21 protein-coding genes are annotated in these 19,612 nt (G+C 74.4%); 11 read left to right on the top strand and 10 right to left on the bottom strand.

What is annotated here, in order from left to right; all coding sequences use genetic code 11:
* Positions 1–46 precede the first annotated feature (46 nt).
* From AC07A4_RS36600 to AC07A4_RS36590, 3 genes are read left to right on the top strand one after another with little or no spacing between them, the layout of a single operon-like run.
* The gene (locus tag AC07A4_RS36600) at positions 47–784 is read left to right on the top strand and encodes a glycosyltransferase family 2 protein (protein WP_478607548.1); all 738 of its coding nucleotides are present in this window, start codon (positions 47–49) and stop codon (positions 782–784) included.
* Positions 781–1,431 carry a TIGR04282 family arsenosugar biosynthesis glycosyltransferase gene (locus tag AC07A4_RS36595; protein WP_478607546.1) on the top strand — a complete coding sequence of 217 codons (651 nt, stop codon included), beginning with the start codon at positions 781–783 and terminating at the stop codon, positions 1,429–1,431. The genes AC07A4_RS36600 and AC07A4_RS36595 overlap by 4 nt, the downstream gene beginning before the upstream one ends.
* Positions 1,428–2,201, top strand: a complete 774-nt coding sequence (locus AC07A4_RS36590) for a class I SAM-dependent methyltransferase (RefSeq protein WP_478607543.1) — start codon at positions 1,428–1,430, stop codon at positions 2,199–2,201. The genes AC07A4_RS36595 and AC07A4_RS36590 overlap by 4 nt, the downstream gene beginning before the upstream one ends.
* A 411-nt stretch (positions 2,202–2,612) precedes the next feature.
* Here AC07A4_RS36590 and AC07A4_RS36585 read toward each other — a convergent pair whose 3' ends face one another.
* A complete protein-coding gene (locus tag AC07A4_RS36585) occupies positions 2,613–3,956 on the bottom strand; it encodes a molybdopterin-dependent oxidoreductase (RefSeq protein WP_478607542.1) in 1,344 nt (447 codons plus the stop codon).
* A gap of 227 nt (positions 3,957–4,183) precedes the next feature.
* Here AC07A4_RS36585 and AC07A4_RS36580 point away from each other — a divergent pair, with 227 nt between their 5' ends.
* Complete coding sequence (locus tag AC07A4_RS36580) at positions 4,184–5,554, top strand: hypothetical protein (protein ID WP_478607540.1); 1,371 nt, start codon at positions 4,184–4,186, stop codon at positions 5,552–5,554.
* Positions 5,555–5,566: 12 nt separating this feature from the next.
* Here the strand turns inward: AC07A4_RS36580 and AC07A4_RS36575 are convergent, their stop codons facing one another.
* The 3 genes from AC07A4_RS36575 to AC07A4_RS36565 form a co-directional block, all read right to left on the bottom strand.
* A complete protein-coding gene (locus AC07A4_RS36575) occupies positions 5,567–6,604 on the bottom strand; it encodes a phytase (protein ID WP_478607538.1) in 1,038 nt (345 codons plus the stop codon).
* Positions 6,605–6,702: 98 nt separating this feature from the next.
* Positions 6,703–7,542 carry a lysophospholipid acyltransferase family protein gene (locus tag AC07A4_RS36570; RefSeq protein ID WP_478607535.1) on the bottom strand — a complete coding sequence of 280 codons (840 nt, stop codon included), beginning with the start codon at positions 7,540–7,542 and terminating at the stop codon, positions 6,703–6,705.
* Entirely contained in the window at positions 7,539–8,390 is an 852-nt protein-coding gene (locus AC07A4_RS36565; RefSeq protein ID WP_478607533.1) for a GNAT family N-acetyltransferase, read from the bottom strand. The genes AC07A4_RS36570 and AC07A4_RS36565 overlap by 4 nt, the downstream gene beginning before the upstream one ends.
* A 425-nt stretch (positions 8,391–8,815) precedes the next feature.
* Between AC07A4_RS36565 and AC07A4_RS36560 the strand changes: the two genes are divergently transcribed.
* The 3 genes from AC07A4_RS36560 (at position 8,816) to AC07A4_RS36550 (ending at position 11,753) form a co-directional block, all read left to right on the top strand.
* Complete coding sequence (locus AC07A4_RS36560; RefSeq protein WP_478607530.1) at positions 8,816–9,232, top strand: VOC family protein; 417 nt, start codon at positions 8,816–8,818, stop codon at positions 9,230–9,232.
* A 149-nt stretch (positions 9,233–9,381) separates the two neighbouring features.
* A complete protein-coding gene (locus AC07A4_RS36555) occupies positions 9,382–10,593 on the top strand; it encodes a CaiB/BaiF CoA transferase family protein (RefSeq protein WP_478607529.1) in 1,212 nt (403 codons plus the stop codon).
* A complete protein-coding gene (locus AC07A4_RS36550) occupies positions 10,590–11,753 on the top strand; it encodes an acyl-CoA dehydrogenase family protein (protein ID WP_478607526.1) in 1,164 nt (387 codons plus the stop codon). Before AC07A4_RS36555 ends, AC07A4_RS36550 begins: the two co-directional genes overlap by 4 nt.
* 19 nt (positions 11,754–11,772) lie before the next feature.
* Here AC07A4_RS36550 and AC07A4_RS36545 read toward each other — a convergent pair whose 3' ends face one another.
* Both AC07A4_RS36545 and AC07A4_RS36540 read right to left on the bottom strand, forming a co-directional pair.
* Positions 11,773–12,330 carry a YbaK/EbsC family protein gene (locus tag AC07A4_RS36545; protein ID WP_478607524.1) on the bottom strand — a complete coding sequence of 186 codons (558 nt, stop codon included), beginning with the start codon at positions 12,328–12,330 and terminating at the stop codon, positions 11,773–11,775.
* Positions 12,331–12,381: 51 nt separating this feature from the next.
* Positions 12,382–12,975 (bottom strand): helix-turn-helix domain-containing protein, encoded by a 594-nt coding sequence (locus AC07A4_RS36540; RefSeq protein WP_478607522.1) that lies wholly within the window; start codon positions 12,973–12,975, stop codon positions 12,382–12,384.
* 111 nt (positions 12,976–13,086) lie between these two features.
* Here AC07A4_RS36540 and AC07A4_RS36535 point away from each other — a divergent pair, with 111 nt between their 5' ends.
* Positions 13,087–13,953 carry an EamA family transporter gene (locus AC07A4_RS36535; RefSeq protein WP_478607520.1) on the top strand — a complete coding sequence of 289 codons (867 nt, stop codon included), beginning with the start codon at positions 13,087–13,089 and terminating at the stop codon, positions 13,951–13,953.
* 14 nt (positions 13,954–13,967) lie between these two features.
* Here AC07A4_RS36535 and AC07A4_RS36530 read toward each other — a convergent pair whose 3' ends face one another.
* Positions 13,968–14,744 (bottom strand): acyltransferase, encoded by a 777-nt coding sequence (locus AC07A4_RS36530; protein ID WP_478607519.1) that lies wholly within the window; start codon positions 14,742–14,744, stop codon positions 13,968–13,970.
* A 150-nt stretch (positions 14,745–14,894) separates the two neighbouring features.
* Here AC07A4_RS36530 and AC07A4_RS36525 point away from each other — a divergent pair, with 150 nt between their 5' ends.
* Positions 14,895–15,431: a gamma carbonic anhydrase family protein gene (locus AC07A4_RS36525; protein ID WP_478607516.1), complete on the top strand. Its 537-nt coding sequence runs from the start codon at positions 14,895–14,897 to the stop codon at positions 15,429–15,431.
* Positions 15,432–15,448: 17 nt separating this feature from the next.
* Here the strand turns inward: AC07A4_RS36525 and AC07A4_RS36520 are convergent, their stop codons facing one another.
* The 3 genes from AC07A4_RS36520 to AC07A4_RS36510 form a co-directional block, all read right to left on the bottom strand.
* Positions 15,449–16,132, bottom strand: a complete 684-nt coding sequence (locus AC07A4_RS36520) for a DedA family protein (protein WP_478607514.1) — start codon at positions 16,130–16,132, stop codon at positions 15,449–15,451.
* Positions 16,133–16,233: 101 nt separating this feature from the next.
* On the bottom strand, positions 16,234–16,677 hold the full coding sequence (locus AC07A4_RS36515; protein ID WP_478607511.1) for a DUF6234 family protein: 444 nt from the start codon (positions 16,675–16,677) through the stop codon (positions 16,234–16,236).
* Positions 16,678–16,758: 81 nt separating this feature from the next.
* Positions 16,759–17,217, bottom strand: coding sequence for a DUF4442 domain-containing protein (locus AC07A4_RS36510; RefSeq protein WP_478607509.1), 459 nt, complete (start codon positions 17,215–17,217; stop codon positions 16,759–16,761).
* A 145-nt stretch (positions 17,218–17,362) separates the two neighbouring features.
* On the opposite strand from AC07A4_RS36510, the gene AC07A4_RS36505 reads away from it, so the two are divergent.
* A complete protein-coding gene (locus AC07A4_RS36505) occupies positions 17,363–18,379 on the top strand; it encodes a DUF8017 domain-containing protein (protein WP_478607506.1) in 1,017 nt (338 codons plus the stop codon).
* Between the two features lie 136 nt (positions 18,380–18,515).
* On the top strand, positions 18,516–19,598 hold the full coding sequence (locus tag AC07A4_RS36500; RefSeq protein ID WP_478607504.1) for a DUF8017 domain-containing protein: 1,083 nt from the start codon (positions 18,516–18,518) through the stop codon (positions 19,596–19,598).
* Positions 19,599–19,612: the final 14 nt, after the last annotated feature.

Genomic DNA, 19,612 nt, shown 5'->3' with positions numbered 1-19,612 from the left:
AACCCAAAGTCCGATTTGCCCGTTTCTGCTTCGTAGGGTGAGTGCCGTGACTCCCCCTTCCCCCGACCTTCCGGTTCCCCCGGCGTGCCCCGAGCCGGTCGCCGACGTCGTCCTGCCGTGTCTGGACGAGGCGGCCGCGCTGCCGTGGGTGCTCGCCCGCGTCCCCGCCGCCTGGCGCGCCATCGTCGTGGACAACGGCTCCACGGACGGCTCGGCCGACCTCGCGCGCTCGCTCGGCGCCACCGTCGTGCACGAGCCGCGGCGCGGCTTCGGCGCCGCCTGCCACGCCGGTCTCACCGCCGCGGAGGCGGACGTCGTGTGCTTCTGCGACTGCGACGCCACCCTGGATCCGGCCCTGCTCGTGCCGTTCGTACGCGACGTCGCCGCGGGCCGCGCCGACCTCGTCCTCGGCCGCCGGCGCCCGCGCGAGCGCGGCGCCTGGCCGCCGCACGCGCGCGCGGGCAACGTCGCCCTCGCCCGCATACTGCGCCGCCGCACCGGCCTCGCCCTGCGCGACCTGGGGCCGATGCGGGCGGCGCGGCGCACGGACCTGCTGGCCCTCGCACTCACCGACCGGCGCAGCGGCTACCCCCTGCAGATGGTGGTGCGCGCCGCCGACGCGGGCTGGCGGGTCGAGGAGCGCGACGTGCCCTACCTGGCCCGGGCCGGCGCCTCGAAGGTCACCGGCACCTGGCGCGGCACCTGGCAGGCGGTACGGGACATGCGCCGCGTCCTGGCGGAGCCGCCGTCGGCGCCCCGCGTCCGGGAGGCGGGCCCCCGATGACCGCGCGCCCACCGGCCACCACGCTCCTGGTCATCGCGAAGGCCCCGCTGCCGGGCGCCGTGAAGACCCGCCTCACCCCGCCCTACACGCCCCAGGAGGCCGCGCTGCTCGCCGAGGCCGCCCTTGCCGACACCCTGGCGGCCGTCCTGGCCGCGCCCGCGCGCCGCCGGGTGCTCGTGCTCGCCGGGGCGCCGGGTCCCTGGCTCCCGCCCGGCATCGAGGTGGTGCCGCAGGGCACGGGCGGCCTGGACGAGCGGCTCGCCGCGGCGTTCGCGGGCTGCGCCGGACCCGCCCTCCTGATTGGCATGGACACCCCGCAGGTGACGCCCGCGCTGCTCGCGCCCGCGCTCGCCCCGGACGCCTGGCGCGCAGCGGACGCCTGGATCGGGCCCGCCGCCGACGGCGGGTTCTGGGCCCTCGGGCTCGCCGAGCCCGAGCCGGAGCTGCTGCGCGGGGTGCCCATGTCCACGCCGACGACCGGCGCCGCGCAGCGCGCCCGCCTCACCGCGGCGGGCCTGCGCGTGCGCGACCTGCCGACGCTGCGGGACGTCGACACGGCGGCGGACGCCGCCCACGTCGCGGCCGCCGCCCCCGGCACCCGCTTCGCCGCCCGCCTCGCCCGCCTGGCCCCGGCGGCCCGCCGATGAGCACCGCCGCACCGCGGACCACGTCGACCGCCTGGTCCGCCGACCTGTACGAGGAGGCGCTGCGCACCGGGCGCGGGCCGCTGTTCCTGCGCCGCGCCGACGGCTGGCTGCTGCCCCTCGACGTGGAGCGCTGGTGCGCGGCCCCCGACCCCGCCGACCGCTCGGCCCTTCGCCGCTGCGCGGGGCCCGTCCTCGACATCGGCTGCGGCCCGGGCCGCCTGGTGGCCGCGCTCGCCGCGGGGGGCCACCGCGCGCTCGGCATCGACGTCAGCGAGGCGGCCGTCCGGCACACGCGGCGCCTCGGCGGCCGCGCGCTCCACCGGTCCGTGTTCGACCCGCTGCCGGGAGAGGGCCGCTGGGGCACCGCGCTGCTCATGGACGGCAACATCGGCATCGGCGGCGACCCGGCGGCGCTCCTCGCCCGCGTCGGCGAACTGCTCGCCCCGGGCGGCCTGCTGATCGCCGAGACCGCAGCCGTCGACGTGGACGAACGGGTGCGCGTCCGGGTGGACGACGGGCGGGGGCGCCCCGGACCTGCCGGGACGTTCCCGTGGGCCAGGATCGGCACGCCCGCGCTGCTGCGGTACGCCCGCCCCGCGGGCCTGCGCGCGGCCGATCAGTGGACGGCGGACGGCCGCCGCTTCGTGGCCCTGCGCCGCCGCGCGGCCCGCAGCGCGAGCCAGAGCGCCGAGCCCGCGAACAGGGCCGCCGTCACCAGGAGCCAGCGCGTAAGGAACACGTCGGCGGGCAGGCCCGTGGCGCGTTCGTAGCGCGGCACCTGACGGGTGATCAGCGGATACCAGACCAGCAGGAGCAGCAGCGAGAGCGCCGCCGGGACCCGGACGAACACGGTCAGGTCCCGGCGGCGCGCCCCCAGCGCGGCCGTCACGGCCCGGTCGGCGGCCGCGTACAGCGGCGCGAGCACGAGGTCGTGCGCAAGCGCCGCGCCCACGAACCACAGCGCGACCGCCGCCCAGTCGTCGTGGAGCAGCCGCACCCCCGCGTACAGCGCGAGCGCGAACGAGGCGAGCAGCAGCGCCAGATGGAGCGGCCCCGCCCCGTACCGGCGCCGCCACCCCCCGCCCGCCCCCGCGCCCTGACGCCGCCGCGCCACCCGCCCTGACCCGCCTGCCTTCATCACTTGCGCCACCTTCTTCATCGACGGTCTCCGCATCCCGGCCTCACAGCTCCCCGAACGTCAGCCGCGCCACCCACTTGGTGTTGAGCACGCCCGGCGCCGCGGGCACGATGACGCGGGCCGGGTAGCCGTGGTCCCAGGTCAGGTCGGCGCCGTTGACGCGCAGCGCGAGCAGGGAGCGCGGGTCGCGGACCTGGTTGTCGCGCAGCGCGGCGCGGCGGAAGGCGCCGCGGGCCTGGAGGGACTCCACGAGCACGCCGGGCGCGCCGTCCTCGTACCCGGCGAGCGCGGCGAGGTCGCGCAGGCGCACGCCCCGCCAGGCCTGGTCGGACGTCGACCAGCCCTCCACGCACGCGATGGGCAGGTCCGCCCCGTGCTGCTCCAGGGCGAGCAGGTCGGCGCGCGTGAGGCGCAGGGTGCGGCCGCGGCCGACGAGGGCGAGGTGCCAGCCGTCCTCCAGGTCCCGGCGGCCCAGGCCCACCGCCGCCGCGGTCTTGTTGATCTGGAAGCCGCCGGGTCCCGTGCCGGGGTCGGGGCCGCCGTGCGGCGCGAACAGGGCCGTGGCGCGCGGCCAGCCGTCGAAGCTCTGCCCGGCGGTCGTCGCGAACAGCAGCAGCGAGCCGCCCCCGACGAGCCCGAGCGCGCCCCGCCGGGTCACGGTCGGCTCGGCGGGGCGGGCGGCGACGAGCCCGGATCCTTCGTCGGGCTCCGGCGCGGCGGCGCCGCGCCCCTCGTGGGTGCGCAGCAGCTCCCTGAACCCCCGCTCCCGCAGCACCCGTACGGTCGTGGGCAGTTTCAGGGCGGCGTGCGCGGCGAACGCCGCGAAGAACACCCACGCGCCGTAGAAGTGCAGCGGGTAGAACGACCCCGGGAACACGTACTCCAGCTGGACGTTCAGCACGCCCGTCGCGAACACGAACAGGGCGCCGCCCACGAGCAGCAGCAGGGAGAGCCGCTCCAGGGCGTGCGCCAGGGACCGCACGGGCGGCAGCGCGAACAGCTTCGGCAGGACCGACCACAGCTTGGCGAGCAGCACCGGCACCAGCGCGATGCCGACGGTGACGTGCAGGCCCTGGGTGAGCCGGTACAGCCAGTGCGGGTTCGTCGGCCAGTCGAAGAGGTAGAAGCCGAGCAGCCCCTTGTCGGGCGTCTTGTCGTTGACCGGGGACAGGCCGGGGTTGTACGCGGCGTACGACAGCAGTCCGGTGACGAACAGCAGCGTCACGCCGCACAGCAGGACCACGCCGAGCACGGCGGTGAACCAGGGGCCGCGCACAGGGCTGCGCCAGATCCCGCTCACGACGCGCCGCGCGGTCTCGGTGACCGACAGCCCTGGCGGTTTCCCGCCCCCTGAGGTGCCCTCTGGTGTGCCCTTTGCTGTGCCCATGGTGTGCCCTCGCTGGTCCGGACGGCGTGCCGCCGTCGCCTCGCGTCGACCGTAGGACCGCGGGGCGGCCGGAAGGCGGCCGCGACGCATGACGAAACGCTGACGGATCGCGGGCGGTGCCGAACGGAGTACCCCGGCGGCGGTCAGGGGCCCTCAAGATCTGACGGTTCGGTGACATGGGGCCGCCGGGCGCGCCGTTCTGGCTGGTGGCGGCCTAGCGTGCCAGCGTGAACCACCGCGAACGCTCCCGCTCCGGGCCCCGCCGTGATCTGCTCGCCGCCGCGCTGGCCGTCCTCCTGGTCGTCGTGGCCGTGGCGGTCGGGCGGGCCATCGAGCGCGCCGACGGCACCCTGCGCGTCAACTGGCCGCCGCTGTACGCCCAGTGGGACCCGCACATCGGCCCGGGCACCCCGGCCGCGCTCGCCGTCGCCGCTGCCGTGGTCGTCCAGGGCCCCGCCCTGGCGGCGCGGCTGCCGTGGCGGGCGCTGCTCGTGGGGGCGTGGGCGGCGTCGACGGCGTGGATCTTCTCGCTCGCGCTCGTCGACGGCTGGCACCGGGGCGTGGCCGAGCGGCTCACCACGAAGTACGAGTACCTCCAGGTCATCGACCGCTTCGCCGACATCCCGGCGACGCTGCGCGACTACACCCAGTACATCCTGCTCGGCGAGGACGGCGCCTACCACTGGCCCGCGCACACCGCGGGCCACCCGCCCGCCGCCCCGCTCACCTTCGTCTTCCTCGACCGGATCGGCCTGGAGGGCGGCGCCTGGGCGGGCGCCTTCGTGATCACGGCGGGCGGCACGGCCGTCGTCGCGGTCCTGCTCACCGTCAAGGCCCTGGCCGACGAGGCGAGCGCGCGCCGGGCGGCGCCGTTCCTGGTGCTCGCCCCGGCCGCCGTGTGGGTGGGGGCGTCGGCGGACGGCTACTTCGCCGCCGTCACCGCCTGGCTGGTGGCGCTGCTCGCCCTGGCCGCGACCCGGACGGTGCGCCGCCCCGCGCTCGCCGCCGCGGGCGCGGGCCTGTTGTTCGGCCTGACGTGCTATCTCTCGTACGGCCTCACGCTGTTCGCGGTGGTCGTCGCGGGAGTCATCGCCGTCACCAGGAATCCGCGCCCGCTGCCGTTCTTCGCGGCGGGCGCGCTCGTCGCGCCCGTGGTGTTCACCGCGCTCGGCTTCGACTGGTGGGAGGCGTACCGGCTGTTGGTGGAGCGGTACTACCAGGGCGCGGGCGGGGTGCGCCCGTACGGGTACTGGGTGTGGGCCAACCTCGCCTGCACGGTGCTGACCATCGGCCTCGCTACGGTGGCGGGGCTGCGGCGGGCGGGGGCGGCGGCGCCGGGCGCGGTGCGCCGCTGGCTGGCGGGCGGGGACACGGCCGCCGACCGCCTCGTGGGCCTGGTGCTCGCCGCCCTGCTCGCGCTGCTCGCCGCGGATCTCTCGGGCATGAGCAAGGCGGAGACGGAGCGCATCTGGCTGCCGTTCGTCACGCTCCTGATGGCGGCGGCCGCGCTGCTTCCCGCGCGCGGCCGCCGCTACTGGCTCGGGGCCCAGGCGGTCTTGGCCCTCGCCGTCAACCACCTGCTGTTCACGGGCTGGTGAGCCCGCGGCCCGTCACATCCGGCTGGTGATCCGCTCCAGGGGGACGAACTTGAAGTTCTGGTTGCCGCTGGTGCCGGGCGCGCCGTTGGAGCCGTCCTGGCAGACGAACACGCCCTGGGGGAAGGCCGGTCCAAGGTTGGCGGCGGTGGCGTCGATGCCGTCGGTCTCCTCGCAGTCGTCGGCGGCGGTGCCGGACGCGACCGCGAACCGGCCGAGGTAGGCGCCGCCGCGGCGGTCGTACGCGGTGAAGTCGTCGCTGCCCTGCGAGGACACGAAGATCCGGTCGCCCGCGGCGGTGATGCCCTCGGTGTCGGCGGTGAGATGGCCGCCGGAGCCGGTCGAGTCGAGCTTCGTGCGGGTGGTGCCGTCGCCGGGCTCGGCGCCGTACACCCACACGCCGACGTCCTCCTCGCCCAGGTAGAGCTTGCCGGTCGTCTCGTCCGCGTAGCACCCCTCGACGGCGGACCCGGCGTCGAAGAGGCGCACCGACGTCGCCTTCACGGTGTCGCCGCTGACGGCGAGCTCCCACTGCTCGACGCGTCCTGAGGTGGAGTTGGGGTAGGCGTAGAGCTTGCCCGAGCGCGGCGACGCGTACAGGCAGACGCCGTGCGCGGTGACGTCCGTGGGCACGTCCTTCAGGTGCCTCAGCTGCCGCGTGGCCGGGTCGATCCGGTACACGCGCAGGGCGCCGTCGCCGCCCGCCGCCTCGTCGTCCGCGGACACGACGACGTCGCCGCGCACGTCGACGTTGTTCCCGTAATCGCCGCTGATCCGCTGGATCCGGGCGCCCTTGAGGTCGTACACCTCAAGCGCGCCCTTCTTGTCCGTCCCCACCACCACGGACTTCGCCGGGTCGCTCGGGTGCACCCACACCGCCGGGTCGTCGGCCGCGTCCCCGCTGTGCGAGACCGGCGCGGTCTCCACGGTCGCGGTCACCTCGAACTCGACGGCGGCCAGGGCCGGTACGGCGGTCTGCAGGACGAGCGCGGCGGCGCCGCCGAGGGCGGCCGCGGCCAGGGCGAGGGAACGTGCGTTGCGGGCTGTGGGCACCGGGGGTCCTCTTCGTCGACGACGGGATCAGCTGTGGTGACGGGATCAGCTGCGTTTCGCCATGACCCTGCCAGGTTTGGGCGACCGTCCCGTGAACATCAACTGAACCCCGGCCCGCCCGCGCCACAGCGCATCGGCACGCGGTCGAGGGCCCCGCCGAAAGGCCCGCTCCCGCACACCGCCCCCCACGCCCGCGCGGCCAGCTCCTTGCGGTCACGCCCGTGCACCGGCGGGTGCGCGACGACCCGCGCGCTCACCCCGCGGGCCCCCACCACCCGCCGCAGGGACGCCCCGAACCCCTCGTCCCCCAGAAAGGCGGCCACCGTACTGTCCGCCCCGGCCATCCGGTACGCCACGGTCACCGGCCGCACCGCCACCCCCGCGTCGATGGCCGCCTGGAACGCCGCCCGCCGGAACCGCCCGCCGGAGACGGAGCACCAGGTCGTGGCCTGGGGAAAGACGAGGACGGAGCGGCCGCTCGCGAGGGCCTTGGCGAGTTCCTCGACCATGAGGGGAAGCGTGTGCCGTCCCCCCTCGCGGTCGATGAACTGCGTACCGAGGCGCCGCGCGAGCGTCCCGACGACGGGCCAGCGCGCCACTTCCCGCTTCGCGACGAACGCCACGGGCTCCACGGCGAGCAGCGCCACGACGTCGAGCCAGGAGATGTGGTTGGCGACGACGAGCGTCCCCGCGCCCCCGCCGGGCACGCTCAGCGGCAGCGGCCCCGTCTCCAGGCCCACGCCCAGGGCCCGCAGGACCCCCCGCGCCCGCTCGCGGACCGCGTCGCCGTCGGCGAGCCGCTCCCCCGCGCCGAGGCCGCGGGCCAGTTCGCAGGCGAGCGTCGCGTACCGCCGCACGGCCTCGGCGGGCGCCACCCGGTACGCGGCCGGCAGCGCGTGGGACCGCGGACAGCCCGCCTCCACGGTCCACGGGTTCACGCGTGGCTCCCGGCGCCGGCGCGCCCCGCGTCGCCGAGGAAGAAGCGCCGGTGCCGCTCGCTCAGCCGCTCGGTGTCGAGCAGCACGAAGAAGTCGGCCGAGTCGAACTCCGGGTCGTGCGCGGGCGCCCCGCACATCCAGGCCCCGAGCCGCAGGTACCCGCGGAGCAGCGGCGGCAGGTCGGCGTAGGCGGCGCGGTGGCCCGCGCGCTCGCCGGGCGGCGTCCAGGGCCGGTGCGGGTGCACGCGCAGCTCCGGCGGCGAGGCGTGCTTGGCGGTGCCGAGCAGCCAGGCGCTGGCGGCGGCGGTGCCGCCGTCGCTCAGCGGGACGGAGGCGCAGCCCGCCAGATAGCGGTGCCCGGAGAGCAGGACGTAGCGGGCGAGCGCCGACCACATCAGGTTGATCACGGCCCCGGAGCGGTGGTCGGGGTGGACGCAGGACCGCCCGGCCTCGATGGTCGACGAGCGCAGTCCGCGCAGGGCACCGAGGTCGAACTCACCGGCGGAGTAGGAGAGCTCCCCGCGCCCGGGCGGGATGAGCCGGTACGTGCCGACGACGGCGCCGCTGGTGGTGTCGGTGATGATCAGGTGGTCCGCGAGGTCGTCGAAGGCGTCGATGTCGTGCCCGGCCAGGGGCGTGTCGAGGTGCGCGCCCATCTCCTCGCCGAACACCTGGAAGCGCAGGCGCTGGGCGGCGCGGATCTGCTCCTCGGTGTCGGCGATGGAGGGGACGTACGTCGGGGTGGGGGCTGGGGCGGGGACGGGGGCAGGGGCGGGGGCGGGCGTGGCGCCTGGGGCGGCCGGGGCGGAGGCGGCGACGGGCGCGGGCGTGAGGGGTGTCGCGGGCATGACAGTGCGTTCTCCGTTCGATGGGGAGGGTCCTGGGGGGAGGGTCCGAGGGAGTCGGTCCGAGGAGATCCCGTGGAAACCGGCGGAAACGGCGGAACCGGCGGAAACGGGGGGACGGCGGGAACGGTCCGATGAGAACGGTCGTAGGAGTCCGAAGAGTCCGTTGAGTCGATGAGTCCGACGGAGGGGAACGAGCGGGGCACCCACCTCACACGGTGACCGCACCGGCTGAACTGCGCACAAGGTCCGCACGGCGGATCGTGCCGACCCTCGTGAGCATCAGGTGAACGGCGGTGGCCGAAACCCGCCCCGACGCCCCTGCGCCCCAGCTCAACGGACCGGGGGGCGCCCGATACCGTCGACACCACTGATCCACGGGCCCCGGCGCACCGGGCCAGCGCCGGGCCAGCGAAGGAGTGCCTCCCATGATGGGCAGCAAGCAGCTCAAGGTCAGTCTGCGCGTCCGTGACCTGAAGCGGTCCGGCGACCTCTATCTCCGGCTCGGCTTCCGGGAACTCCCGAACGACGAGCAGCCGGGCCTTCGCTATCTCACCTTCGGCCACACCTGGCTGATCCTCGTCGCGATGGACGGGCACGACCACCACGACGAGGAGCGCGGCGCGGCGGTCCGCTCCGGACCGCACGGCCTCGGCTTCGTCCTCGCCGTGCCGACCCGGGACCTCGACGGCGCCTACGGCCTGTGGCGGGCCGAGGGCCTGGAGGTCCTCTCGGAGCCCGAGGACACCGACTGGGCGCGGGTCTTCGTCGGCCTCGACCCGGACGGCTACGAGGTGACGTTCGAGCAGTTCCACGACGCGTACCGGGGCGGCGCGCGGGAGTGAGCGGAGGGGCGAGCGACCGGGACCATCGGCCCGAGGGCGGCCACCCCGGTCGCACGACGATCGGCCATGGCCCGCCACAGCCCGTACCGCACCGGGTGGTCGTCCCGTACAAAGAGGGCCCGACCCCCGAGGCAGGATGGAGCCCCGCCGTGCCGCACCCCTTGCCCCTGACCGGCATCACCGTGGTCAGCCTCGAACAGGCCGTGGCCGCGCCGTTCGCGACTAGGCAGCTCGCCGACCTCGGCGCCCGCGTGATCAAGGTGGAGCGTCCTGGCGGCGGTGACTTCGCCCGGCGCTACGACACCACCGTGCACGGGCAGGCCAGCTATTTCGTGTGGCTCAACCGCTCGAAGGAGTCGCTCACCCTGGACCTGAAGTCCGGCTCCGGCCGCCAGGTCCTGCGGGAACTGCTCGCCGGGGCCGACGTGTTCGTCCAGAACCTCGCGCCGGGCGCGGCCGACCGGCTCGGCCTGGCCCCGGACGAGCTCCGGGCCCGCCACCCCTCGCTCATCACCTGCGCGGTCAGCGGCTACGGCGCGTCAGGACCGTGGTCCGGGCGCAAGGCGTACGACCTGCTCGTGCAGTGCCAGACCGGGCTCCTGTCGCTCACCGGCACCCCGGACGAACCCGCCCGCGTCGGGATCTCGGTGGCCGACATCGCGGCGGGCATGTACGCGTACAGCGGCATCCTCTCGGCGCTCTTCACGCGGGCGACGACCGGCCGCGCCCCCGCGGTGGAGGTCTCGCTGTTCGACGCGCTGGCCGAGTGGATGAGCCAGCCCGCGTACTACACGCGCTACGGCGGCACGCAGCCGCCGCGCGTCGGCGCCCGGCACGCGACGGTCGCGCCCTACGGCGTGTTCACCGCCCGCGACGGCGAGGACGTGCTGCTCGCGGTGCAGAACGAACCGGAGTGGGCAGCGCTGTGCACGGTGTTCCTCGGCCGCCCCGAGCTCGTGGACGACCCGCGCTTCGCGACGGGCCAGGACCGGGTCACGCACCGCGAGGAGCTCGACGCCGTCATCGCCGGGCGCGTCGCCGCGCTCGACGGCGACGAGGCGGCGGCGCTGCTCGACCGCGCCAACATCGCCCACGCGGGCGTGAACACCGTGGCCGACTTCCTGGAGCACCCGGCGCTGACCGAGCGCGACCGCTGGCGGGAGGTGGGGCTGCCGGGCGGCGCGCCCCCGATGCGGGCGCTCGTGCCGCCCGTGGGCCTCTCGGGCGTCAGCCCCCGCATGGATCCGGTGCCGGAGGCGGGCGAGCACACGGAGAAGATCCTCGCCGAGCTCGGGCGCTCACCGCGGGACATCGCCGGGCTCCGTGCCGAAGGCGTGATCGGCACGGCGGCGGACGCGTGAGCGCCCTCGAAGGACTCTCCCCCGCCGAGCGCCTGGCCGTCACCACCGTGCGGGACTTCGTGGACCGCCGGGTGCGGCCCGTCGTACGCGAGCTTGAGCACACGGACACCTATCCGCGGGCGCTCATCGAGGACATGAAGGCACTCGGTGTCTTCGGACTCGCGGTCCCGGAGGAGTACGGCGGCACACCCGTGTCCACGCCGTGCTTCGTGCTGGTCACCGAGGAGCTGGCACGCGGCTGGATGAGCCTCGCGGGCGCCATGGGCGGCCACACGGTGGTGGTGAAGCTGCTCGCGCGCTTCGGCACGGCGGCGCAGCGGGCGCGCTGGCTGCCCCGCCTGGCCACGGGCGAGGTCCGCGCGACGATGGCCCTGACCGAACCGGGCGGCGGCTCCGACCTGCAGGCCCTGCGCACCCACGCGCGGCGCGACGGCGACGGGTACGTGGTGAACGGGGCGAAGACCTGGATCACCAACGCCCGCCGCGCGGGGCTCATCGCCCTGCTGTGCAAGACGGACCCCGGCGCCGAGCCGCGCCACCGGGGGATCTCGATCCTGCTCGTCGAACACGGCCCGGGCCTGCGGGTCGTACGCGATCTGGACAAGCTCGGCTACAAGGGCGTGGAGAGCTGCGAGCTGGTCCTGGAGGACTTCCCGGTACGGGCGGACGCGCTGCTCGGCGGAGTCGAGGGGCGCGGCTTCGGGCAGATGATGAGCGGTCTGGAGACGGGGCGGCTCCAGGTGGCCGCCCGCGCGCTCGGCGTGGGCCGCGCCGCGTTCGAGGACGCGCTGCGCTACGCCCAGGAGCGGGAGGCGTTCGGCGAGCCGATCTGGCGGCACCAGTCCATCGGCAACTACCTGGCGGACATGGCCACCTCGCTGACGGCGGCCCGCCAGCTGACGCTGTACGCGGCGCGCGAGGCCGACGAGGGGCGGCGCGTCGACATGGAGGCGGGCATGGCCAAGCTGTGCGCGTCCGAGACGGCGATGCGGATCGCGCTCGACGCGGTGCGCGTCCACGGCGGGCACGGCTATGCGACGGAGTTCGACGTCGAACGCTACTTCCGGGACGCGCCGTTGATGATCGTCGGCGAGGGCACCAACGAGATCCAGCGGAATGTGATCGTGCGTCAGCTCATCGCGCGCGGCGGCCTGGACTGAAGGGCTCTCACGCCGTGCCTCACGCCGTGCCCAGGCCCTCGATCAGGACGGCGCCCGGCAGCTCGGCGAGCGCCTTGCCGGGCACGATCAGCTTGCCCCTGCGGCTGCCGCTGCCGATCAGGACCCACGGCAGATCGGCGACGGCGGCGTCCACCAGGACGGGCCAGTCGCCGGGCAGGCCGATCGGCGTGATGCCGCCGTACTCCATGCCGGTGGCGCCGGTGGCGGTGTCCATCGGCGCGAACGAGGCCTTGCGGGCGCCGAGTTGGCGGCGCACGGCGCCGTTGACGTCGACGCGCGCGCTGGAGAGGACCACGCACGCGGCGAGCGTGGCCTCGCCGCCGCGCTTGCCCGCCACGACGACGCAGTTCGCGGACTCCTCGAGGAGCTGGGGGCCGTAGTGCTCCACGAAGGTGGCGGTGTCGGCCCACTCCGGCTCGGTGTCCACATGGATCAGCTCGTCCGCGGGCACGGAGCCGCGCCACTCGCGCACGGCGCGCGCCACCGGGGCGACGAGCAGGTCAAGGGCCTGCGAGGCGGTTTGTACGACGTCGAAGTCTCCGATGGGTGCGCGCATGTCCGCACCGTAACAGGGCCGTTCGCGGCGGCGCGGGCGGGCGGGCGCGGCTCAGTAGGCGCCGGTGGACCCGGCGCGCGCGGGCGGCACCGCCACCGACATCGTCATGTCCACCGGCTCGGCGCCCTTGTTGTGATAGCCGTGCGGGACGTTGGCCTCGAACGACGCCGAGGAGCCCGTCGGCACCAGGTACTCCGCGCCGTCCACGACGAGCGTGAGCTCACCGGCGCGGACGTGCAGCAGCTCGACGGTGCCCGGCGGGTGCGCGTCGGACTCGCTGCCGTCGCCCGGCATCAGGGTCCACGTCCACAGCTCGAAGGGGCCGCGCGCCTCGGCGCCGACGAGCAGCGTGGTGCTGGAGCCCGCGTCGGTGGACCACATCCGCACCATCTGCTCGGGCGGCACCACGCGCACGTGCGGGCCCTGCTCGTAGTCGAGGAGCGTGGTGATGCTGATGCCGAGCGCGTCGGCGAGCTTCACGGTGATGCCGACGCTGGGGTTGGTGCGCGCCTGCTCGATCTGGATGATCATGCCGCGGCTGACGCCGGAGCGGGCCGCGAGGGCATCGAGCGTGAAGCCCCTCTCGCCGCGCCAGCGCTTGAGGTTGCGCGCGAGTGACTGCGTGAGCTGGTCGAGATCTGACACGGCCGACACATTCCGTCCAATATTTTGGATGACAGGGTTCACTGTACTGAACTACGGTGTGGTCCACCCGAAGGGTCCGGATGGTCCACCACACTGTACTGCGAGGCTCCGATGACAGCTCTGTTCGCCCTGGCCACCAGCCTGCTGTGGGGCCTCGCCGACTTCGGCGGCGGACTGCTGACCCGACGTATCCCCGCCCTGACGGTCGTGGTCGTCTCGCAGTGCGTCGCCGTGGTCGTGCTCGGCGCGATCGTGGTCGCGACCGGCGCCTGGAGTGAGTGGGGCCCGCAGCTGTGGTTCGCCGTCGGCGCGGGCCTGGTGGGCCCGGTCGCGATGCTCGCCTTCTACAAGGCCCTGGCCCTCGGCCCGATGGGCGTCGTCTCGCCGCTCGGCTCCCTCGGCGTGGCGGTGCCGGTGGGCGTCGGCCTGTTCCTCGGCGAGCGGCCCGGCCTCGCCCAGTTCGCGGGCATCGCCGTGGCCGTCGCGGGCATCGTCCTCGCGGGCGGCCCCGAACTGCGCGGCGCCCCGGTGCGACGGCAGGCGGTCCTGCTCACGCTGCTCGCGGCCTTCGGCTTCGGCGCGGTCATGGCCCTGATCGCGGAGGCGTCGAGCAACCTCACCGGCCTGTTCCTCGCCCTTTTCGTGCAGCGCGTGACCAATGTGGCCGCGGGCGGCGCCGCGCTGTACGTCAGCGTGCGGCGCGGCGGCGCGGCCCTGCCCGAGGGCACCGGCGCCCACGCCGTGTGGGCCGCGCTGCCGGCGCTCGCCTTCGTGGGCCTCGCGGACGTCGCCGCCAACGGCACCTACTCGCTGGCCGCCCAGCAGGGTCCGGTCACGGTCGCCGCCGTCCTCGCCTCCCTCTACCCGGTGGTGACCGCGCTCGCCGCGCGCGGCGTACTCAAGGAGCGGCTGCGCGGCATCCAGGCGGCGGGTGCGGGCCTCGCCCTCGTGGGCACGGTCCTGCTGGCGACGGGCTGAGCCCGGCCGCCCGGCTACGCGTTCTTCTCCGCGTCGGACAGCTCGGCGAGGCGGCCGGGCTCCGCCAAGTCCCCGAGCGCGAGCAGCTGTTCCGGTGTGATGCCCTCCGGGATCGGCACCGGCGCCGGAGTGCGCAGCGGCGGCTGCCAGCCCCGCTCCGCGCACCAGGTCCGCACCACCCGGGCGGGCGCCCCGGCCACCACCGCGTGGTCGGGCACCTCGCCCCGCACGACGGCACCGGCGGCCACCACCACGTTGCGGCCGATCCTGGCGCCGGGCAGGATCACCGCGCCGGTGCCGATCCAGCACCCGGAGCCGATCTCCACCGGCTCCATCCGCGGCCACTGCTTGCCGATCGGCGTGTGTGGGTCGTCGTAGGAGTGGTTCGTCGACGTGACGTACACATACGGGCCGAAGTAGCAGTCGTCGCCGATCGTCACGGACGTGTCGGCGATGACGTGGCTGCCGCGGCCGAGCACCACCCCGTCGCCGATGCGCAGGATCGGGTCGGGGCCGAGGTCGAGGTCGGGCATCAACCCGGCGGTGAGCGTGACCTGTTCGCCCACGACGCAGTGCGCGCCGAGCCTGATCCAGGGCGCGCCGAACACGGTGCCCTGCGGGAACGCGAGCCGGGTGCCCTCGCCGATCGCGCCGAACCGCAGCCGCCCGGGCCGCCGCGCGGTCACCGCGCCGGTGCGCTGCACCCAGGCCCAGCCCGCGTGGACGGCGCGCTGCGCCACGCCGCGCCGCCAGACGGCAAGGGATGAGAACACGTTCTTGTTCCTGGGCACCCGCTCACGGTACTCAGCCCCGCCCGGGCCGAGCACTCCCACCAGCTGTGATCTTCACCCCACGCCGTGGCGCGGCGGCGGTCCCGTACGGTTCGCTCAGGCGCGACGGACCCACGCGTCCAGCGACGCACGCATCCAAGGAGAAGAGCGATGAGCCACCAGGCACTCGTCATGGGCATCGGCGGCAAGGAACCGCGCATCGACCCCGAGGCCTTCACCGCCGCCACCTCCGTGGTGATCGGCGAGGTGACGCTCGGCGCGGGCGCGAGCACCTGGTACGGGGCGGTGCTGCGCGCCGACTGCGGGCCGATCGAGGTCGGCGCGTACAGCAACATCCAGGACAACTGCACCCTGCACGTGGACCCGGGCTTCCCAGTGACCGTCGGCGAGCGGGTGTCCGTCGGCCACAACGCCGTCGTGCACGGCTGCACGATCGAGGACGACTGCCTCATCGGGATGGGCGCGACCGTCCTCAACGGCGCGGTGATCGGCGCCGGTTCCCTGGTCGCCGCGCAGGCCCTGGTGCCGCAGGGCATGCGGGTGCCGCCGGGCTCGCTGGTGGCGGGCGTCCCCGCGAAGGTGAAGCGGCAGCTGACGGAGGAGGAGCGGGCGGGCATCTCGCTCAACGGCACGATGTACGCGGAGCTCGCGAAGGCCCACCGCGCCGCGCACGCCCAGCGGGGCTGAGCGCGCGGGCCGCTCGCTCAGTCGGCGGCCGGGACGGGCTCAGGCCCGGCCGCCCTCGCGGGCTCCACGGCCGCGTCCCCGCTCGCCGCGTACTCCTCCGCGGCCTTCTTCGCCCGCCGCTTGACCAGCAGCATCGAGCCGATGCCGAGCAGCACCGCGATGCCGAGTCCGACGTACGAGAAGCGCTTGAGCCAGTCCTCCGCGACCACGCCGATGTAGTAGATGACGGCGGTGGTGCCGCCCGCCCAGACGATGCCGCCGAGGACGTTGGCGATGAAGAACTTCCAGTACGGCATGCGCAGGACGCCCGCGAGGGGCCCGGCGAAGATGCGCAGGAGCGCGACGAAGCGGCCGAAGAACACCGCCCACATGCCCCACTTCTGGAAGGAGCGCTCGGCGCTGCCGACGTTCGCCGCGCTGAAGTGCTTGGGGAACTTCCGCTCCAGCCAGCCGAGCAGCGGCCTGCCGCCCTTGCGGCCGATGGCGTAGCCGATGGAGTCGCCGATCACGGCCCCCGCGGTGGCGCAGGCGCCGAGGATCACCGGGTTCACGTCGCCGTGCTGGGACGAGAGGAGCGCGGCCGAGACGAGGACGATCTCGCCCGGCAGCGGGATGCCCAGTGACTCCAGGCCGATGACCAGGCCGACGAGCGCGTAGACGCTGACGGCGGGTACGTGCTCCAGCCACTCCTGGACGTGCAACCCCGGTTCCTTTCCCGCGCTGATGGACTCCCCCGGCGCACGCGATGATCGCGCACGCCGGGGCAGCCTACCCGCTCACGCGGAACTCCCCGTTCCCCGCCTCAGCCGCCCAGGGACGCGCACTCGGCGCTGTCGCCACCGCTGCGGCAGCCCACCGGCCCCGTGTAGACGGGCGCGGGCTCTCGCAGTTCGTCCTCGTGACGCTGGTACGAAAGCCCGCCGAGGACTCCGAAGGCGATCAGCACCACCATGACCGCCTGGCTCCACGCGGTCACCGGGGCCCGCTTCCTGAAGGCGACGCCGGAGGCGAGCATCGCGAAGCCGCCGACGGCAGCGGCGGCCGCGAGATAGCCGCCGAGCCGGTCGAACTCAGCTTCGGTGGCCGTGTCGAAGGTGAATCCGCTGGCGATCCACGCCGCCGCGATCCCGGCGACGACGAGCACTTCGGCCAGGACGAGCCCGATGGCCGCGCCGACGTCGGGGCCGGTGTCGACGCGGGTGCGGACGGAGGCGTCGAACGCGGGCGGGGCGCTGGGCAGGTTCATGCCCACCATGCTCACCGCGCCGCGCGGGGCCCGCCTGAGTACGCGTACTCAGGCGCGTGCGCGCTCAGGCGTCCCTCGGGGCTACTGGGGGTCCTTCGGGCGCAGGGTCCACGTCACCGACATCTCGCCGGTCACGTCGCCGTCCTCGCGGGTGATGGCGATGGCCACCGGGAACTCGGGGCGCTGGCCCGCGTCGAGTTCGGCGATCACCTCGGCGGCCGGACGCCCCAGCGTCGCGGTGGCCTTCACCGGGCCCTTGGCGAGCTTCTTGTACGCGATGTCGGCGCGCACCGCGAGCGGCACGGCCCGCGACAGCTGGCTGCCGAAGGCGGCGAGGACGATGGCGCCGCTCGCGGTCTCGCCCAGCGTGAACATGGCTCCGGCGTGCGGGCCGCCCACGTGGTTGTGGTAGTCCGCCTGGTCGGGCAGGGCGACGACGGCCCGCTCGGGCGTGGTCTCCAGGAAGGTGAGGTTGAGGGTCCGGGCCATGGGCACGGTGGCGGCGAGCATCTCGCCGATGGACTTCTGGTCTGCGCTCATAACCCGGATGTTACCCACGAGTAGAGCCCGGTGACCAGGGTGTACCGCACGGCCGTCGCCCGGGCCGCGTGGCGGTCGCGGGCACCCCTGCGCGCCACCGGGGTGGTGTGAGCACGTCAGCGCCGCACCCGTAGGGTTACCGGCCATGTGGCCAGGACAGCAGCCGCCCGGGGGCGAGCAGAACCCGCAGCACCAGAACCCGTACCAGCAGCCGGGCTACCAGCAGCCCAACCCCTACCAGCAGCCATCCCCGTACCAGCAGCAGCCGCCGCAGGGCGGGCCGCAGCAGGGCCAGTGGAACGCGCCGCCGACGATGCCGGGGGCGCCGCAGGCACCCGGTGACGGGAGCGGTGGCGGTGGCGGGAACAGGACCAAGGTCATCGCCATCGCCGCGGCGGCCGTGGTCGTCGTGGCCGCGGGCGTGACGGGCTTCCTGGTCCTCGGCGGCGACGAGGACGGCAAGGGCGACAAGAACGACTCCGCCGCGAAGGCGAAGCCCACGCGGTCGACGGCGAGTCCGAGCGACGGCGACGACGGGGAGCGCGGCACCGACGGCGGCCCCAAGGCGACCGTCCCGGGCTGGCGGGTCGTGGTGAACCCCAAGTGGGGCACGGCCTTCGACGTGCCGCCCGACTGGCAGGTCCAGGGCCCGGGCCACGCGATCAACATGGAGGACCACAAGAGCGGCGAGCCCATCGCGGCCATGGGCGCCCCTGCGGTCCTGAAGCCGAAGTGGTGCACGTCCGACGAGGACAGGGACGGCCGCTTCGAGGAGGTCGAGCTCGGGGCCACGGGCACCAAGGGCGCGCGGGGCGCCAAGAACACCGGCGAGGTCGCGGTGAACACCGTCGGCTGGTGGGTCTACGGCGGCTACACGCAGCCGGACAAGAAGAGCTTCACCCTCGACAAGAAGGCCAAGGCCTACACCACCAAGTCCGGCATCAAGGGCAGCATCGCGTGGGCCCGCTCGACGAACACGCCACAGAAGGGCAAGTGCGCCTCCGACGGCAAGGCGATCTCCTTCGGCTTCAAGAACAGTGCGGGCGAGTTCGTGTCGTGGAACCTGTACGGCGCGCGGGGTGTGAAGGAAGAGATCCCCACCGCCACGATCATGAAGATCCTCAGCACGGTGCGGTTGCACGGAGAGCCCACAGCGTCCTGAAGCACGCATTCAGGACGTAACATCCACCACTTCTTCACCAGTTCGTCACCGCTTCGTATGAGCCCGGGCCCGGTGCCCGCCCGGCAGTCGCCCGGGCGTGGCAACCGGGCCCCAGCGGCCTCTATGGTTACTGGCCATGTGGCCAGAACAGCAGCCGCCCGGGGGCGAGCAGAACCCGCAGCACCAGGGTCCCAACCCGTACCAGCAGCCTGGGTACCAGCAGCCGAACCCGTACCAGCAGCCGGGCTACCAGCAGCCGAACCCCTATCAGCAGCCCACCGGCGGACAGCCCGCCGCGGGGCAGCCGACGGGTGGGCAGCCCCAGTGGGGCGCTCCGACGTTCCCGATGGGAGCGGCTCAGCCCGGCGGTCCGGACGCGGGCGGCGGCAACGGCGGTGGCGGCGGCAACCGCACGAAGATCACCGCGATCGTGGCCGCGGGCGCCGTGGTGGTGGCCGCGGGCGTGACGGGCTTCCTGGTCCTCGGCGGCGACGGTGACGACAAGTCCGACAAGGCGGCCCCCAAGCCCGCCAAGTCGGCCACCAAGAAGCCGAGCCCCAAGCCGTCGGACGACGACAATCCGCGCGGCACGGGCGGCGACCCGAAGCCGACGGTCCCCGGCTGGCAGGTCGTGGTGAACCCCAAGTGGGGCACGGCCTTCGACGTACCGCCCGACTGGGTCGTCAAGACCCCGGACACCTTCATCGGCTTCGAGGACCGCCACAAGGGGGACGGCTCCCAGGCGATGATCGGCATGTCCGCGCCCGCCATGCTCAAGGAGAAGTGGTGCTCGTCGGACGAGGACAAGGACGGGAACTCCACCGACCACTCGCTCGCGGAGGTCGGCACCAAGGGCCAGAACGGCGCGAAGAACACCAAGGACGTCGCCCGCAACGACTCCGCCTGGTGGGTCTTCGGCGGCTACACCAATCAGAAGAAGGCCGACAAGAAGAACATCAAGATCGGCAAGGTGGAGTCCTACACCACCGCGTCCGGCGTCAGCGGCAGCGTCGCGACCACCACCTCGGTCGGCGACCCCGGCTCGGGCAAGTGCGACTCCAACGGCAAGGCCACCACGTTCGCCTTCAAGAACAGCTCCGGTGAGTTCGTCGCCTGGACGCTGCACGGTGCCAAGGGCGTGAAGGAGGAGGTCTCCGACACCCTGGTGAAGAAGATCCTCGCCACGGTCCGGCTGCACGGGGACGGCACGGAGTCCTGAGCCGTCCGGCGGGC

The sequence above is a fragment of the Streptomyces sp. NPDC043996 genome, assembly GCF_056435225.1.
The sequence above is the reverse complement of the archived record's forward strand: the minus strand, read 5'-3'. Positions and strand labels throughout refer to the sequence as shown.

Excerpts from the sequence above, each read along its gene's own strand:
- AC07A4_RS36500 (WP_478607504.1), top strand. The coding sequence starts at position 18,516 with ATGTGGCCAGAACAGCAGCCGCCCGGGGGCGAGCAGAACCCGCAGCAC.
- AC07A4_RS36595 (WP_478607546.1), top strand. The coding sequence starts at position 781 with ATGACCGCGCGCCCACCGGCCACCACGCTCCTGGTCATCGCGAAGGCC.
- AC07A4_RS36525 (WP_478607516.1), top strand. The coding sequence starts at position 14,895 with ATGAGCCACCAGGCACTCGTCATGGGCATCGGCGGCAAGGAACCGCGC.
- AC07A4_RS36560 (WP_478607530.1), top strand. The coding sequence starts at position 8,816 with ATGATGGGCAGCAAGCAGCTCAAGGTCAGTCTGCGCGTCCGTGACCTG.
- AC07A4_RS36545 (WP_478607524.1), bottom strand. The coding sequence starts at position 12,330 with ATGCGCGCACCCATCGGAGACTTCGACGTCGTACAAACCGCCTCGCAG.
- AC07A4_RS36505 (WP_478607506.1), top strand. The coding sequence starts at position 17,363 with ATGTGGCCAGGACAGCAGCCGCCCGGGGGCGAGCAGAACCCGCAGCAC.
- AC07A4_RS36590 (WP_478607543.1), top strand. The coding sequence starts at position 1,428 with ATGAGCACCGCCGCACCGCGGACCACGTCGACCGCCTGGTCCGCCGAC.
- AC07A4_RS36515 (WP_478607511.1), bottom strand. The coding sequence starts at position 16,677 with ATGAACCTGCCCAGCGCCCCGCCCGCGTTCGACGCCTCCGTCCGCACC.
- AC07A4_RS36585 (WP_478607542.1), bottom strand. The coding sequence starts at position 3,956 with ATGGGCACAGCAAAGGGCACACCAGAGGGCACCTCAGGGGGCGGGAAA.
- AC07A4_RS36565 (WP_478607533.1), bottom strand. The coding sequence starts at position 8,390 with ATGCCCGCGACACCCCTCACGCCCGCGCCCGTCGCCGCCTCCGCCCCG.
- AC07A4_RS36510 (WP_478607509.1), bottom strand. The coding sequence starts at position 17,217 with ATGAGCGCAGACCAGAAGTCCATCGGCGAGATGCTCGCCGCCACCGTG.
- AC07A4_RS36535 (WP_478607520.1), top strand. The coding sequence starts at position 13,087 with ATGACAGCTCTGTTCGCCCTGGCCACCAGCCTGCTGTGGGGCCTCGCC.